This is a genomic window from Streptomyces sp. NPDC001027 (genome assembly GCF_040299045.1).
Classification (GTDB): domain Bacteria; phylum Actinomycetota; class Actinomycetes; order Streptomycetales; family Streptomycetaceae; genus Streptomyces.
The window spans coordinates 19,982-34,996 of record NZ_JBEPBI010000016.1 but is presented as its reverse complement, the minus strand read 5'-3'; the positions used below and the strand labels follow the sequence as shown (position 1 = coordinate 34,996).

General features: G+C 72.0%; 17 protein-coding genes. 10 read left to right on the top strand and 7 right to left on the bottom strand.

Annotated elements, in window-relative coordinates:
• Positions 1–184: 184 nt before the first annotated feature.
• Complete coding sequence (locus ABT300_RS07850; protein WP_502977891.1) at positions 185–1,240, bottom strand: DMT family transporter; 1,056 nt, start codon at positions 1,238–1,240, stop codon at positions 185–187.
• A 38-nt stretch (positions 1,241–1,278) separates the two neighbouring features.
• On the opposite strand from ABT300_RS07850, the gene ABT300_RS07845 reads away from it, so the two are divergent.
• Positions 1,279–2,181, top strand: a complete 903-nt coding sequence (locus tag ABT300_RS07845; RefSeq protein WP_351673158.1) for a LysR family transcriptional regulator — start codon at positions 1,279–1,281, stop codon at positions 2,179–2,181.
• An 89-nt stretch (positions 2,182–2,270) separates the two neighbouring features.
• On the opposite strand, the gene ABT300_RS07840 is transcribed toward ABT300_RS07845, so the two are convergent.
• Entirely contained in the window at positions 2,271–2,738 is a 468-nt protein-coding gene (locus ABT300_RS07840; protein ID WP_351673156.1) for a pyridoxamine 5'-phosphate oxidase family protein, read from the bottom strand.
• 136 nt (positions 2,739–2,874) lie between these two features.
• On the opposite strand from ABT300_RS07840, the gene ABT300_RS07835 reads away from it, so the two are divergent.
• On the top strand, positions 2,875–3,537 hold the full coding sequence (locus tag ABT300_RS07835; protein WP_351673154.1) for a cysteine hydrolase family protein: 663 nt from the start codon (positions 2,875–2,877) through the stop codon (positions 3,535–3,537).
• Here ABT300_RS07835 and ABT300_RS07830 read toward each other — a convergent pair.
• Entirely contained in the window at positions 3,524–4,042 is a 519-nt protein-coding gene (locus ABT300_RS07830) for a Rieske (2Fe-2S) protein (RefSeq protein ID WP_351673152.1), read from the bottom strand. The genes ABT300_RS07835 and ABT300_RS07830 overlap by 14 nt on opposite strands.
• 190 nt (positions 4,043–4,232) lie before the next feature.
• On the opposite strand from ABT300_RS07830, the gene ABT300_RS07825 reads away from it, so the two are divergent.
• From ABT300_RS07825 to ABT300_RS07795, 7 genes are all read left to right on the top strand, one after another.
• Positions 4,233–4,988, top strand: a complete 756-nt coding sequence (locus ABT300_RS07825; protein WP_351673150.1) for a HipA family kinase — start codon at positions 4,233–4,235, stop codon at positions 4,986–4,988.
• The gene (locus ABT300_RS07820; RefSeq protein WP_351673148.1) at positions 4,985–5,401 is read left to right on the top strand and encodes a DUF3037 domain-containing protein; all 417 of its coding nucleotides are present in this window, start codon (positions 4,985–4,987) and stop codon (positions 5,399–5,401) included. The genes ABT300_RS07825 and ABT300_RS07820 overlap by 4 nt, the downstream gene beginning before the upstream one ends.
• Positions 5,402–5,556: 155 nt before the next feature.
• Complete coding sequence (fabG, locus tag ABT300_RS07815; protein ID WP_319171396.1) at positions 5,557–6,318, top strand: 3-oxoacyl-ACP reductase FabG; 762 nt, start codon at positions 5,557–5,559, stop codon at positions 6,316–6,318.
• A gap of 30 nt (positions 6,319–6,348) precedes the next feature.
• On the top strand, positions 6,349–7,110 hold the full coding sequence (locus ABT300_RS07810) for an SDR family oxidoreductase (protein ID WP_057580630.1): 762 nt from the start codon (positions 6,349–6,351) through the stop codon (positions 7,108–7,110).
• A gap of 236 nt (positions 7,111–7,346) precedes the next feature.
• Positions 7,347–8,927 (top strand): ABC transporter substrate-binding protein, encoded by a 1,581-nt coding sequence (locus ABT300_RS07805; protein WP_351673145.1) that lies wholly within the window; start codon positions 7,347–7,349, stop codon positions 8,925–8,927.
• Positions 8,928–9,020: 93 nt separating this feature from the next.
• The gene (locus tag ABT300_RS07800; RefSeq protein ID WP_351673143.1) at positions 9,021–9,704 is read left to right on the top strand and encodes a uracil-DNA glycosylase; all 684 of its coding nucleotides are present in this window, start codon (positions 9,021–9,023) and stop codon (positions 9,702–9,704) included.
• 215 nt (positions 9,705–9,919) lie between these two features.
• Entirely contained in the window at positions 9,920–10,402 is a 483-nt protein-coding gene (locus tag ABT300_RS07795; RefSeq protein ID WP_351673141.1) for a hypothetical protein, read from the top strand.
• 175 nt (positions 10,403–10,577) lie between these two features.
• Here the strand turns inward: ABT300_RS07795 and ABT300_RS07790 are convergent, their stop codons facing one another.
• A complete protein-coding gene (locus ABT300_RS07790; protein ID WP_351673139.1) occupies positions 10,578–11,048 on the bottom strand; it encodes a hypothetical protein in 471 nt (156 codons plus the stop codon).
• 111 nt (positions 11,049–11,159) lie between these two features.
• Positions 11,160–11,672 (bottom strand): DinB family protein, encoded by a 513-nt coding sequence (locus tag ABT300_RS07785; RefSeq protein WP_351673137.1) that lies wholly within the window; start codon positions 11,670–11,672, stop codon positions 11,160–11,162.
• A 126-nt stretch (positions 11,673–11,798) separates the two neighbouring features.
• On the opposite strand from ABT300_RS07785, the gene ABT300_RS07780 reads away from it, so the two are divergent.
• Entirely contained in the window at positions 11,799–12,710 is a 912-nt protein-coding gene (locus ABT300_RS07780; protein ID WP_351673135.1) for a Gfo/Idh/MocA family protein, read from the top strand.
• On the opposite strand, the gene lnt is transcribed toward ABT300_RS07780, so the two are convergent.
• Together lnt and ABT300_RS07770 are read right to left on the bottom strand one after the other, a co-directional pair.
• On the bottom strand, positions 12,628–14,205 hold the full coding sequence (lnt, locus tag ABT300_RS07775; RefSeq protein ID WP_351673133.1) for an apolipoprotein N-acyltransferase: 1,578 nt from the start codon (positions 14,203–14,205) through the stop codon (positions 12,628–12,630). The two genes, ABT300_RS07780 and lnt, sit on opposite strands and share 83 nt — an antisense overlap.
• Before the next feature lie 155 nt (positions 14,206–14,360).
• A complete protein-coding gene (locus ABT300_RS07770) occupies positions 14,361–14,828 on the bottom strand; it encodes a nuclear transport factor 2 family protein (protein WP_351673131.1) in 468 nt (155 codons plus the stop codon).
• Between the last annotated feature and the right edge of the window lie 187 nt (positions 14,829–15,015).

The window sequence follows — 15,015 nt, the reverse complement described above, 5'->3', positions numbered from 1 at the left end:
GCCCCGCGACGACCGACCCCGGCGTGACCCACCCCGCCATGACCGCCCCGCGACGACCGACCCCGGCGTGACCCACCCCGCCATGACCGCCCCGCCGTGATGCGGAGCGCCCGGGTGCGGCCCGAAGCGCTCGGCCGCGTCCCGGGGCGCACTCGGACCCCGGGCGCCCTGGGACCCCGGGCCTCTAAGACCCGGGGCGTCGGGCCTGGGTCAGGGCCGCGCCTGCCAGGACGATCGCGGCGCCTACCGGCGTCGACCAGCTCAGGGTCTCGCCCAGCAGGGCGACGCCGGCCGCCGTCGCGATGACCGGGATGAAGTAGGTGACCATCTGGGCCGTCGTCGGGCCGACCTCCGCGACCAGGCCGTACTGGACGAGGAGGGCCAGACCGGTGCCGAGCGCGCCCAGCGCCGCGGTCGCGAGCAGCGGGACGAGCGGGAAGCGGGTCGGGAGATCGGTGAACAGCGGTGTCACGACGGCCAGTTGCAGGGTGGCCAGGAACAGCTGGGCGCCGGTCATCGACAGCGCGGAGGAGCCGGTGTGCGCCAGGGTGCGGCGGAGGTAGATCCAGCCGATCGGATAGCTCAGCGAAGCCAGCAGCGCGAGGGTCGTGCCGCGGGCGTCCAGGCCGTCGAACCCCTGCCAGGCGCCCAGCACCGTGAGAACGCCCAGGAAACCGAGGCCGAGGCCCGCGACGCGCAGCCGGGTCGGCCGGTCCTCCGACAGTGCGACCAGCGAGAGCGCCATGCCCCACAGCGGTGACGTGGCATTGCAGATGCCGGCCAGGGTGGAGGGGATGGTCAGTTCCGCGAACGCGAAGAGGGAGAAGGGCACGGCGTTGAGGAGCAGCGCGGCCACCGTCAGATGCGCCCAGGTACGGGCCCCGCGGGGGAGCCGCTCCCGCTTCACCGCCATCGCGACCGCCAGCACCGCCGTGCCGAAGGCCAGCCTGCCGAAGGTGACCTGGAACGGCGCGTAGCCCCCGGTGCCCACCTTGATCAGCAGGAAGCTGAAGCCCCAGATCAGCGACAGCGCGCCGAAGCGCAGACGCCAGTCGAGGGAAGGGCGGGCCGGATCCGGAGCGCAGGCCCGGGCGGGGGAGCGGTCTGCCGCGGGCAGGCCGGGAGAGGGCGCAGCCGGGGCGGGCGCCGGGTGGGTCCGTGCGGCGGGCGGCGGAGGGGTCGACGTGGTGGGCGCGGTGGTCATGGCATCAACGATCGTCGACACCATCTCGTAGCACAATCGAGAATTTTCCAGCAATACCTCGTAGCATTGCTTATATGTTGAACCTGGAGCGCCTGCGGACCCTCGACGCCCTCGCCCGGCACGGCTCGGTCAGCGGCGCCGCGACGGGCCTGCACATCACCACCTCGGCCGTCTCCCAGCAGCTGGCCAAGCTCGAGCGGGAGGTCGGCCAGCAGCTCCTCGCCAAGCACGGACGGGGCGTGCGGCTGACGGACGCGGGGCGGCTGCTCGCCGACCACGCGTCCCGGATCCTGTCCCAGGTGGAGCTCGCCCAGTCCGACCTGGAAGCCCAACGCGGGCAGGTGGCGGGGGAGTTGCGACTGTCCGCCTTCCCGACCGCGGCCCGTGGACTCTTCCCCGTCGCGCTCGCCGAACTGCGCAAGGCGCACCCCGCCCTGCGTCTGCGCTCGAGCGAGCTGGAGCCGGAGCGGGGCGTCGCCGGCGTGGTGCGCGGCGACCTCGACCTCGCCGTCGTCCTGGACTGGTACAACAAGCCGATGCCGGTGCCGGACGGCCTGGTCAAGGCGCCCATCCTCGACGACCCGGCGGAGGTCGCGATGCCGGCCGATCATCCTCTCGCCGGCCGGGACGAGGTGGACCTCGGGGAGTTCGCCGAGGACGAGTGGATCACCTGGGGCGAGGGGGAGTTCTGCCATGAGTGGCTGATGTTCACCCTGCGCTCGCGGGGCGTCGAGCCGATCGTCGGCCACCGCGCCGCCGAGACGCACACCCAGCTGGGGCTGGTGGCCGCCGGACTGGGAGTGTGCATCGCCCCTGTGCTCGGCCGCCAGCCCGTGCCCGAGGGCGTCGTGACGGTCCCGTTGCGGCAGCGGGTGCGCCGCCATGTGTACGTGGTCTGGCGGGCGGACGCGGACCGCCGCCCGTCGATCAGAGCGGCGGTCCGGGCGCTCAAGGCCGCGGGGGACGCCGTCGGCTGACAGCCGGGCGGCGCCTGCCCTCTTCGCCCGCCCCCGAAGACCGGCGGAGAGGGCGGGCCGAGAGGGCAGGCGCGGACGGGCGGACGCGCCTACGCGCCGCCCAGCTTGCGGAAGTCCCAGGAGACGATCTTCTCCGGCGTCAGCCGCACCCACGCGTGCCGGCCGTCGTGCGGCATCGCGTCCAGACCGAAGTTCTTGCGCGCGAACCGCGTCTCCACCGCGTCGAGTTCGGCGCACAGCTCCCCGGTGCGCGGGATCTCGCCCACGAACTCCACGACGCCGGACAGCTCGACGCCGCGCAGCGCGTCGTACTCCTCACCCGTGTCGATCACGATCGCCACCCGGGGATCGCGGCGCAGGTCCGCCCAGCGCTTGCTGCGCACGACCGAGTACAGCCACAGCGCACTGCCGTCCCAGAGAAACCACAGGGCGCTGACATGGGGCGCGCCGTCCGCGGACACGGTCGCCACCCGGCACGTGCGCTGGAGTGTGAGGAACGCGTCCAACTCGCCCGGCGACATCATGATCTTCCGGCCCCGGCGCTGTGTGACGGTCATCCGGCCCCCTCATTCTGCTCTTGTGCGTACCTGTGCTGCCTTTTCTGAAACTCCGTCAGAAAAGGATGGGACTTCTTCCTTCTCCACGCAATGGCGGTTACTGTCGCCCGCCCCACACCGACGCCAGGGGGAGCCCATGCCGTCGTACGAAGAGCTCAGCGACCTCCTCGACCCCGCGAGCACCGTCCTGATCACGGTGGAGTGCCAGCAGGGGGTCGTGGGACCGGGCGCCGCCCTTCCCCAACTCGCCGGCGCGGCACGGGAGTCGGGGGCCCTCGGCAACGTCGCCCGGCTGGTGTCGGCGGCCCGGGCGAGCGGTGTCCAGATCGTGCACGCCGTCGCCGAGCGCCGCCCCGACGGGCGGGGCGCCAACCGCAACGCCCGGCTGTTCCACGCGGCCGAACGCCTCCCGGTCCAGCAGCTCGCCGGAACCGACGCGACCCGCCTCGCGCCGGAGATCGAGGTCGCCGAACAGGACCTCGTCGTACGGCGGTTGCACGGACTGTCGCCCGTCCAGGGCACCGACGTCGACGCACTGCTGCGCAACCTGGGCTGCCGCACCCTGGTCGTCACCGGGGTCTCCGCCAACGTCGCGATCCCGAACACCGTGTTCGACGCCGTCAACCGCGGCTACACGGCCGTCGTGCCGTCGGACGCCATCGCGGGGGTGCCCGCCGACTACACCCCCGCGATGATCCGCCACACGCTCGCCCTGGTCGCCACGATCGCGACGACCGCCGAGGTGCTGGCCTGTCTCCGCCGGACTCGCCCGGCGGAGCCGGGACTCAGGCCAGACTGATCGAGTCGCCGGTGACGCTGATCGACACCTCGGGCAGCGACTTCTTCGCGGGACCGCTCTTCACGCTGCCGTCCGCGATGGAGAAGTTGCTGTTGTGGCAGGGGCAGTTGATGACGCCGTCGGAGATGGACTTCACCGCGCAGCCCGCGTGCGTGCACACGGCGGAGAACGCCTTGTACGTGCCCGCCGTCGGCTGGGTGACGACGACCTTCTCGGACTCGAAGACCTTCCCGCCGCCCTCGGGTATGTCGGCGGTCTTCGCGAGCGCGGCGCCGGCCCCGGCGTTGTCCCCGCCGCCCGTGCCGCCCGTGCCGCCGGTGCTCGCGGCCTCGCTGCTGCCGGTGGAACCGGTGGAACCCGACGTGCCGGACGACGACGTGCTCGACGAGTCGTCGTCGGAGCCTCCGCACGCGGTCAGCGCGACGGAGAGCCCTGCTGCTCCCGCGGCTGCCACGACGGCACGGCGGGCAGGCCCCGACGCGGACTTGATCGATGCGCTGGTCATGCTGGGGGGTCCCTTCCAGAGGGTGCGTGGATCTGCCGAGAGGTACGGGCGGCGGACGCCCCTTGTTCAGCGCCCCCGCCAAGTCCGGACAGTGTCGAGATATTGACCTGTTCGACATGAGCACGGCGTAAGCCCGAGCTGTCGTCCACCTGTCGGCCGCGCATCATGCCAGGCCCAGTAACCTGGGGCGATGCTCAAGGAAGTCACCGCGACCCGCTATGTCACGCCCCTGCGGGAGGGCGGCTCCCTGCCGGGGCTCGTCGAGGCCGACGATCTCGGTCTGTACGTCATGAAGTTCACCGGCGCCGGCCAGGGCCGCAAGACGCTCGTCGCCGAGGTCGTCTGCGGTGAGCTGGCCCGCCGCCTCGGCCTGCGGGCCCCCCGGCTGGTCACCGTCGAGCTCGACGTGCTGCTGGGCCTCGGCGAACCCGACCAGCAGGTACAGGAGTTGCTGAAGTCGAGCGGCGGGACCAACCTCGGCATGGACTTCCTCTCCGGAGCCCTCGGCTTCGACCCCCTCGCCTTCGAGGTGAGCGCCGAGGACGCCGGCCGCATCGTCTGGTTCGACGCGCTCGTCAACAACGTCGACCGGTCGTGGCGCAACCCCAACCTCCTGATGCACCGCGGCGACCTGTGGCTCGTCGACCACGGCGCCACCATGATCTGGCAGCACAACTGGCCCACCGCCGAGCGGTCCGCGGCTCGCGCGTACGACGCCGGCGACCACGTCCTCGCCCCGTTCGCGCCGGACGTGCGGGCCGCGGCGGCAGAGCTCGCGCCGCTGGTCACCGCCGACCTACTCGCCCAGGTCACCGCGGAGATCCCGGAGGTCTGGCTGGCGGGCGAGCCCGGGTTCGACACACCGGACGCGCTCCGGCGCGCCTACGCGGCGCCCCTCCTCGCGCGGGCCGCCGACGTCCACGAACGCATCGAGGGGATCAAGTGACCGACCGCCACATCATCCGGCCCGGCCAGGGCGGCGACCGGGACGTCTTCGAGTACGCGCTGCTGCGGGTCGTGCCGCGCGTCGAGCGCGGCGAGTGCATCAACGCGGGCGTGCTGGTGTACTGCCGCGGCCGGGACTACGTCGGCGCCCGCACCCATCTGGACGAGGCCAGGCTGCTGGCGCTGGACCCGGACGCGGACGTGCCGGGCGTGCGGGCCGCCCTGCGGGCCGTCGAGGGCGTCTGCGCGGGCGGCGCGTCGGCCGGTCAGGCGGCAGGCGACGACGCAGGCCGGCGCTTTCGCTGGCTGATCGCGCCCCGCTCGACGATCGTCCAGCCGGGCCCCGTGCACACCGGGCTGACGGCCGATCCGGACGCCGAGACGGAGCGGCTCCTGGAACTGCTGGTGAGGTAATGGATCACACCGGCGTCGTGTGGCGTTGACACCGGGTGCCAGGGCTTCTAGCGTCACGTCTGCCGAAGGTACTAAGCGGTCGCTCACCAGTAGGGCGCATCCGGCGCCCGGCATCCGGGCGTATCAGGCTTTCTCAAGGGCGAGGAGAACCAGCAATGTCCACCACTGAGCAGCGGGTCGCTGTGGTCACGGGCGCGGCGCGCGGCATCGGAGCCGCCACCGCCGTACGGCTGGCCGCCGAGGGCCGCGCGGTCGCCGTCGTCGATCTGGACGAGGCCGCCTGCAAGGACACCGTGGAGAAGATCACCGCGGCGGGCGGCAAGGCCGTCGCGATCGGCGCCGACGTCTCCGACGAGGCCCAGGTCGAAGCCGCGATCGCGCGGATCGTCGACGAGCTCGGCGCGCCCACGATCCTCGTCAACAACGCGGGCGTGCTCCGCGACAACCTGCTGTTCAAGATGAGCGCCGCCGACTGGGACACCGTCCTGAACGTGCACCTGCGCGGCTCGTTCCTGATGACGAAGGCCGTCCAGAAGCACATGGTCGACGCGGGCTTCGGCCGTGTCGTCAACCTGTCGTCGTCCTCGGCGCTCGGCAACCGCGGCCAGGCCAACTACTCCGCCGCCAAGGCCGGTCTGCAGGGCTTCACCAAGACCCTCGCCATCGAGCTCGGCAAGTTCGGCATCACCGCCAACGCCGTCGCCCCCGGCTTCATCGCCACGGACATGACCGCCGCGACGGCCGCCCGCGTCGGCATGGGCTTCGAGGAGTTCAAGGCCGCGGCCGCCACCCAGATCCCGGTCGCCCGCGTCGGCGAGCCCGACGACATCGCCAACGCGATCGCCTTCTTCACGAACGAGGCCGCCGGCTTCGTCTCCGGCCAGGTGCTGTACGTCGCCGGCGGACCGCTCGACTAACGCCACTAGGGACACCTGGGGATCACCGACATGACTGAACTGCCCGCACTCTCCGGCAAAGTCGCCCTCGTCACCGGCGCCAGCCGCGGCATCGGCTACGGCGTCGCCGAGGCGCTCGTCGCCCGCGGCGACCGGGTCTGCATCACCGGCCGGGGCGAGGACGCCCTCAAGGAGGCCGTCGAGCAGCTCGGCGCCGACCGGGTCATCGCCGTCGCCGGCAAGGCGCACGACGAGGAGCACCAGGCGGCCGCCGTCGAGCGCACCATGGCCGCCTTCGGCCGGATCGACTTCCTGGTCAACAACGCCGGCACGAACCCGGTGTTCGGGCCGATCGCCGACCTCGACCTGAACGTGGCCCGCAAGGTCTTCGAGACCAACGTGGTCTCCGCGCTCGGCTTCGCCCAGCGGACCTGGCACGCCTGGCAGAAGGACAACGGCGGCGCCATCGTCAACATCGCCTCCGTCGCCGGGCTCTCGGCCTCGCCCTTCATCGGCGCCTACGGCATCAGCAAGGCCGCGATGATCAACCTGACCGTCCAGCTGGCGCACGAGTACGCGCCGCGCGTGCGCGTCAACGCCATCGCCCCGGCCGTGGTGAAGACCAAGTTCGCCCAAGCCCTGTACGAGGGTCGGGAGGAGGAGGCCGCCGCCGCCTACCCGCTGGCCCGGCTCGGCGTGCCCTCCGACATCGGCGGCACCGCCGCGTTCCTCACGTCCGAGCAGTCGGACTGGATCACCGGCCAGACGCTCGTCGTCGACGGGGGCATCTTCCTCAACGCCGGCGTGGGCTGAGACCGGCTCCGGCCGAACCCGCCCGGGCCGGGCGGGAGCTCCTTCACGGGCGTCGTTTCCCTGACGGAAACGGCGCCCGTGTCGTCGTATTCGGGGACATATGAGTCGTGGACACGGGGGTGACAACGTCGTCATACCGAGAGTGATCAAGAACGCCTGACGGGCGCGGGTTCACGTCGCCCGGCGCTGCGGTATGGTCTGCCAACCCTTGGCATGGCAGATCGAGGAGCGTGCGCGTGTTCAACCGGAACCGATCCGTGCAGCAAATGGCGGCAATCGTGTCCATATCCCTGGTGGCCGGGTGCAGCCTCCTGGGAGAAGGAGGCTCCGACGATGCCGGACCGATCGTCGTGGGCACCACCAGCGCGCCCAGCACGCTGGACCCCGCCGCGGCCTGGGACGGCTCCTGGGAGCTGTTCCGCAACATCTACCAGACGCTGCTGAGCTACCCCACGGGCGCGACGACTCCCCAGGCGGACGCCGCCGAGTGCGTCTTCACGGACAGCTCGAACCGCACCTACAAGTGCGAGCTGCGCGAGGGTCTCACGTTCTCCAACGGCGACAAGCTCGACGCGAAGGCCGTGAAGTACTCGATCGACCGGATCAGGGCGATCAACGCGAACACCGGGCCCAACGGGCTGCTCGGCACCCTGGACAGCGTCCAGGCGAACGGCGAGCGCGAGGTGGTCTTCAAGCTGAACAAGGCAGACGCCACCTTCCCCTTCGTGCTCGCCACCCCCGGCATGTCGATCGTCGACCCCGACGACTACCCCGCGAAGGCCCTGCGCAAGGACGACGGCATCGTCGGCTCCGGACCGTACCGGCTTCAGTCCTACGAAGAGGGCAAGCAGGCCGTGCTGGTGCGCAACGACAACTACAAGGGGTTCGCCGAGCGCAGGAACGGCGCGGTGACCATCCGCTACTTTCAGGACTCCGGGAAGATGGTCAAGGCCCTGCGCGCCAAGGAGATCGACCTCACCTACCAGGGCCTCGCCGCCGACGACATCATCGACCTCGGGCGCAAGGGCGGCGACAACGAGGGCCTGCAGCTCATCGAGGCCGCCGGCAGCAACATCAACTACCTGGTGTTCAACCCCAAGGACCCGTGGTCGAACAAGCTGGCCGTGCGCCGCGCGATCGCCCAGGTCGTGGACCGCGCCGCGATCGCCCACAAGGTCTACAAGGACACCGTCGACCCGCTGTACTCCATGGTCCCGGCCGGTCTGACCGGCCACACCACCGGCTTCTTCGACTCCTTCGGCGACCCCGACCCCAAGAAGGCGCGCCAGATCCTCGAGGACGCGGGGATCAACGAGACCGTGCCGCTCACCTTCTGGTACACCTCCGACCGCTACGGCTCCGACACCGCTCTGGAGTTCAAGGAGCTCAAGAGCCAGCTGGAGGCCTCCGGCCTGTTCTCCGTCACCCTGAAGAACCGCCCCTGGAACAGCTACGTGCTCGGCTACCAGAAGGGCGAGTACCCGGTGTTCGGGCGGGGCTGGGCCCCGGACTTCCCCGACGCCGACAACTTCATCTCCCCCTTCGTCGGCGAGCAGAACGCGCTCGGCACGCCCTACCCGGCGAAGGAGATCACCCAGGTGCTGCTGCCCCGCTCCCGCGAGGTGAGCGACCGCGCCAACGTGACGAAGGACTTCGAGCAGGCCCAGCAGATCCTCGTCAGGGACGCCCGGCTGCTGCCGCTGTGGCAGGGCAAGCAGTACATCGCCTCGTCCGAGGACGTCTCGGGCGCCGAGCGGTCTCTCGACCCGTCGACGATCATGATGGTGTGGGAGCTGTCGCGGAAGACCAGCTGGTAGTCCGCGCCGCCGGGACACCCCGGGTCTCGTTGTCAGTGGTCGCCTGTAGGTTCTGTGCTCTGAGGAAATGACCGCACGACGAAGGACGTTGACGTGACCGACACCGCCATGCTGCCCGAGTCCTGGCGCGGGGTTCTGGGCGACGAACTGCAGCAGCCCTACTTCAAGGAGCTGACGGAGTTCGTCGAGGAAGAGCGGGCGAACGGCCCCGTCTACCCCCCGCGCGAAGAGGTGTTCGCCGCGCTCGAGGCGACGCCGTACGAGAGCGTGAAGGTGCTCGTCCTCGGGCAGGACCCGTACCATGGCGAGGGCCAGGGGCACGGCCTGTGCTTCTCGGTGCGTCCCGGGGTGAAGACCCCGCCCTCCCTGCGGAACATCTACAAGGAGATGCAGCAGGAGCTCGGCGCCCCCATCCCGGACAACGGCTATCTGATGCCGTGGGCGCAGCAGGGCGTCCTGCTGCTCAACGCGGTCCTCACGGTCCGCTCCGGCGAGGCGAACTCGCACAAGGGCAAGGGCTGGGAGAAGTTCACCGACGCGGTGATCCGCGCCGTGGCCGACCGGCCCGACCCGGCCGTCTTCGTGCTGTGGGGCAACTACGCGCAGAAGAAGCTCCCGCTGATCGACGAGACGCGGCACATCGTCGTCAAGGGCGCACACCCCTCGCCGCTCTCGGCGAAGAAGTTCTTCGGCTCCAGCCCGTTCACCCAGATCAACGAGGCAGTGGCGCAGCAGGGCCACGAGCCGATCGACTGGACGATCCCGAACCTGGCCTGAGCGCCTTGTCCGGCGCCTGACCGCCCTGCCCGGCGCCTGACGACCGGCCGCCTGGCCTGACCGGCTGACAGGCTGGCCCGCCCCGCCGTCCGTCCGGCTGTCACGCCCGCAGGCCGCCTCGGGCCGGTTCCTCCGCGGACCGGCCCGGTGCCGCCTGACCCGGTTTGCCGCACCCTGCGGCTAGCGTCGTCGCAACGACGCAAGGAGGCCGAGAGGTGGCGGAGCGACAGGGGCAGACGGCGCCGGACGCCCTGCTGACACGGATCGGGCAGGTCGTGATGCTGCACCACGGGGGAGACCGTGAAGAGGCCCGCAGCCGCCTGCTCGACCTGTGGACCGAGCTCGGCGAGGACGGCGACCCGCTGCACCGCTGCACCCTCGCCCACTACCTGGCCGACACCCACGACGACCCCTTGGACGAACTCGCGTGGGATCTGCGGGCGCTCACGGCGGCGGACGAGCACGCGGGCTCGGCCGAGGCCCGCGCGCTGTACCCGTCGCTGCATCTCAACCTCGCGGCGGACTACGTCAAGCTCGGCCGTGCCGAGGCCGCCCGCACCCATGTCCGCAGGGCCCGCAGAGCGGCCGTGGCCCTGGCGGACGACCGCTACGGCGACGGCGTGCGGGCGGCGATCAGCAGGATGGAGCTGAGGCTGGGGGAGGGGCGGGGCGACTGGGACCGGGACGGCAACGCGTGAGGTCCGGCGGCTCGCGGCGAGCCGTGCGTGAGGGGCGAGGAGCGGACGAGGGCTCGCGACGCGCGACGCTCACCGGCCGGCGGACAGCAGACCGGCGTCCTGCACCGGCTGTCCGTCCCCGAGAGCGTCGGGCCAGCCCCCCGCCCCCTGCCTCCCGACTCCCCGGCCTCACGGCTCACCGTCCGTAGGTCCTCTCGCAGATCACCGCCTCAGGACTGTCTCCCCGCCAGCCGCCGTACTTCTCGCCGAGTGCGCAGACGTCGGCGCCGCCGCGCACCTCGGCCGCCACGTCCGGCGGCTCCACGCGCGGCTGGGCGTGCCTCGGACGCTCCGGCCGGCCCGGCCGCTCCTGCGGACGGGAACGGGAGCCGGGAGCCGGCCCGCCCCCCGCCGACCGCGGCCGCCCGGCCGACGGCGCGGACGGCTCCGGCTCGCGGGGCGGGCCGGCCAGCTCCAGCGCCTCACGGGCCGGCGCCTGCACGACCTGCGTCCCGGCCCGGCCGTCCGGCTCCGGCACTGGCGGCTGGAAGGGGGCTGTGGCAGCCGGACCGGGCGCGGCCGGATGCTGGACGGTCACGCACCCGGACAGCGCCGAGAAGGCCATGGCGGCCAGAAGCGTCGCGGTGGTCGTCGTCGATCGATGCACCCGCGCAACTCTGGTGCTTCCGGCCGCCCGGGCGACAGCGGACAGGCGCAGGTTGCTCCGCACGGGTGATCCCGCGCCCCTTGCGAGGGAGGCGGGCCGCCCGTGCTGACGTCATTCCCCCGTGGCGCCGTCGAGCTGCTCGCGGAGCAGGTCGGCGTGGCCGTTGTGCCGGGCGTACTCCTCGATCATGTGCGTGTAGATCCACCGCAGGCTGAACGGCTCGTCGGTGGACCTGCTCTTCCCCACGGAGAGCTCGTCGAGAGCGAAGTCGGCCGCGTTCTTCCGCGCCACCTCGATCTCGGCCTGCCAGGCGGCGTGCGCCTGGTCCCAGGTGTCCTGCTCGGTGAGGTGGAACTCGCCGTCGGGGTCCTCCTCGCTGAAGAAGAGCGGGCCGGGGTCGTCGCCCACCAGCACCGCGCGGAACCAGCCGCGCTCCACCTCCGCCATGTGCCGCACCAGACCCATGAGGGACAGTTCGGAGGGCGGCACCGCGGCGGTGCGCAGCTGTGCGTCGCTGAGACCCTCGCACTTCCACGCGAGCGTCTGGCGGTGGTAGTCGAGCCAGCCTTCCAGCATCGGGCGTTCGTCGGCGTTCTGGGCGGGTTCGGTGCGCTGCGTCGTCATCCCCGCATGATCGTCGACGCCGCCTCGGCGGGCCAAGCCGCCCTGGTCACGAATGGGGCGTCCGCTCGACGCCGAGGGCAGGGCCGTATGCTGCCGTGCAGGCAGGCAAGCAGTGGAGGAGCTCCCGTGAAGGTCGGCTGCATCGGACTCGGAGACATCGCGCAGAAGGCGTACCTGCCGGTGCTGGCCGCGGCCCCCGGGATCGAGCTCCACCTGCAGACCCGCACCCGGGCCACCCTCGACCGGGTCGCCGACGTCCACCGCGTGCCCGACGAGCAGCGTCACCGCGACCTCGACGCGCTGCTCGCGGCCGGCCCGGACGCGGCCTTCGTCCACGCGCCGACCGCCGCCCACCCCGAGATCGTCGCCCGGTTGCTCGAGGCGGGCGTCCCGACGTACGTCGACAAGCCCCTCGCCTACGAACTCGCCGACTCCGAACGGCTCGTGGAGCTCGCGGAGGAGCACGGCACGTCTCTCGCCGTCGGCTTCAACCGGCGCTTCGCACCCGGCTACGCGCAGTGCGCCGACCATCCGCGTGAGCTGATCCTCATGCAGAAGAACCGGATCGGACTGCCCGAAGACCCGCGCGCGATGGTCCTCGACGACTTCATCCACGTCGTCGACACCCTGCGTTTCCTGGTGCCCGGACCGGTCGACGACGTGACCGTGCGCGCCCGCGTCGAGGACGGACTGCTGCACCACGTGGTCCTCCAACTCGCCGGCGAGGGCTTCACCGCTCTGGGGGTGATGAACCGGCTCAGCGGCTCGAACGAGGAGATCCTGGAGGTGTCCGGGCAGGACACCAAGCGGCAGGTCGTCAACCTCGCCGAGGTCGTCGACCACAAGGGGCAGCCGACCGTGCGCCGCCGCGGCGACTGGGTCCCGGTGGCCCGCCAGCGCGGCATCGAGCAGGCGGTGTTCGCGTTCCTCGACGCCGTGTGCGCGGGCCGGACGCTCAGTGCCCGGGACGCGCTGGCGACTCATGAACTGTGCGAGCGGGTGGTCCGAGCGGTGCAGCAGCGGTCCGCCGCAGCCTGACCGTGCGCGCGCCCTCCGAGAGCGCCGTCGCCGCGAGCACCAGCAGCGCCAGATGGACGGGCCAGTCCCCGTACCGCACGTACGGGGTGACGCCGTCGGCGAGCGGAACCTCGTAGACGGCCGTCGTGCTCGCCTGAGTGCCCAGCCAGGAGCCGACGCGCCGACCGCTCGCGTCGTACACGGCCGAGACGCCGGTGAGGGTCGCGTGGACGAACGGCCGCCCCGTCTCGGCGGCGCGCAGCGCGCCCAGCGAGGCGTGCTGCGCGGGCGCCCAACTGTGCTGGAACGACGAGGTCGACGACTGGGCCACGAGGACGTCCGCGCCGTCCTCGGCGAGGCGACGGCTCATGTCGGGGAACGCCGTCTCGAAGCACACCATCGGCCCGACGCGCAGCCCGGGGCCGGCGTGCATCACGACCTGCCCGGCGCCGCGCCGCCGGTCCTCACCGGCCGCCTTGCCGACGGACGTGGCCCAGCCCAGCAGGGAACGGGCCGGTATGTACTCGCCGAACGGCACCAGCCGCATCTTGTCGTAGCGGTCGCCGGTCGGACCGGCCGGGCCGACGAGGATCGAGCTCTTGTAGATGCCGGGCCGGTCCGAGCGGCGGGCGTCCACGTTGACGAGGATGTCGGCGCCGGTCGCCCGGGACAGCGTCGCGAGCCGCTCGGCCAGATCGGGCCGCTCGGCGAGGTCGTACCCGACACTGCTCTCGCCCCAGACGATCAGATCGACGTCCTGCCCGATCAATCGGCGGGTCACCTGCTCCTCGCGGTCGAAGCGCAGGTCAGGGCCGTCGATCATCCCGGGCTGCACGACCGCGATCCGGGCCTCGCCCTGCCCCTCGCCGTCGGGTCGCGGGGTCCATATCCACGCGGCCGAGGCGGTGGCGGCGGTGGCCACCAGCCCGGCGACGGCCGGCGCCCGGGACGCGGGCAGCGCGATCAGCACGGCCGCCGCCACGTTGACCGCGACGACCAGGAAGCTGAGCAGCCACACCCCGCCGACCGAGGCGAGCCGCAACGCCGGCTGCACCTGCCACTGACTGGCCCCCAGCATGCCCCACGGGCCGCCGAGCGCCTGCCAGGAGCGGACGAGCTCCACGGCCAGCCAGCCCGAGGGCAGGACGAGGAGCGCGCACAGCACCCGGCCCCGGGTGGGGACGCCCTCGTCCGCCAGGAGCCGGCGCACCAGCCAGCCCCACGGCGCCCAGAGGCCGCCCAGCAGCACGGCGATCACGAGCGTGAACACATGCAGGTCCGGCAGCAGCCAGTGGTGCATGGCCAGCATGAAGCCGAACCCGCCGCTCCAGCCGTCGTACGCGGCCCGCCTGAACGTCGGCGCGGAGCGGATGAGCAGGATCCACGGGACGAGCGCGAGATACGCCCACCACCACAGGGCGGGCCCCGGGAAGGCGGCCACGGGCAGCGCGCCCGCGAGGGCCGCCACGGCCGTGCGCCGCCGGGGGGAGGTGAGCCAGTGTCCGAGCGTCTTCATACGACACCTCCCTACCCGCACTGAGCTTCAGTGTGCGCTCCGCGAACGATCTCGGACAGGGCAGGCGCCGGACTTGGCCGAACCCGATGCCTCAGCCCGGCGAAGCGCGCCGGTGCCCTCTCCTCGGACGGTGACCCGGGCCGGCCCGTCGCGGCTCAGTCGGCCATGCGGCGCCACTTCTCCTGTACGGCCACCTCCCGCACCCGCCACCCGTCGGGCGTCCGCAGCAGACCGAAGGAGTACCGGCCCCCGCACACGAAGTCCGGCGCGCCGGCCGGCGACCCGTTCTCCCCGGGCGCGAACCGCATCGGGTTGACGTAGTCGGCCTGCACCCGGGCGGTGTCGCCCGCGTCCTGCTCCAGCGTCCCGAAGCGCACCCGGCGGTTGACGATGAGATGCTGCCTCATCGCGAACACCCGCAGACTGTCCGCGAGCCAGGAGGCGACGCTCCCGGCGTCTCCCTCGATGCCTCCGGCCGAGCGGTAGTCCGCCCGCCCGTCCGGGGTGAACAGGTCGCGGTACGCCGTCCAGTCCCCGTCGTCGACCGCCACCGCGTAGTCGGTGACCAACCCGTCGACGGCCAGCCGGTCCATCACGGTGGCGAGCTCCACACGCTGCGTCATGGGCCCGAGTGTTGGGCATGCGAGCTGCTCAGCCAAGGCCTGTGCCGGGATCGATGCGGGCCGGACGAAATCCGGTCACCCAGCAGCACCGACCGACCCGCCCACCAGAAACCGAAGTTCCACACCCGAGCCCAGCCCGCCAAGCCCACCGTCGTTCACGGACCTTGGCCATCAAGTAACCCGGGCG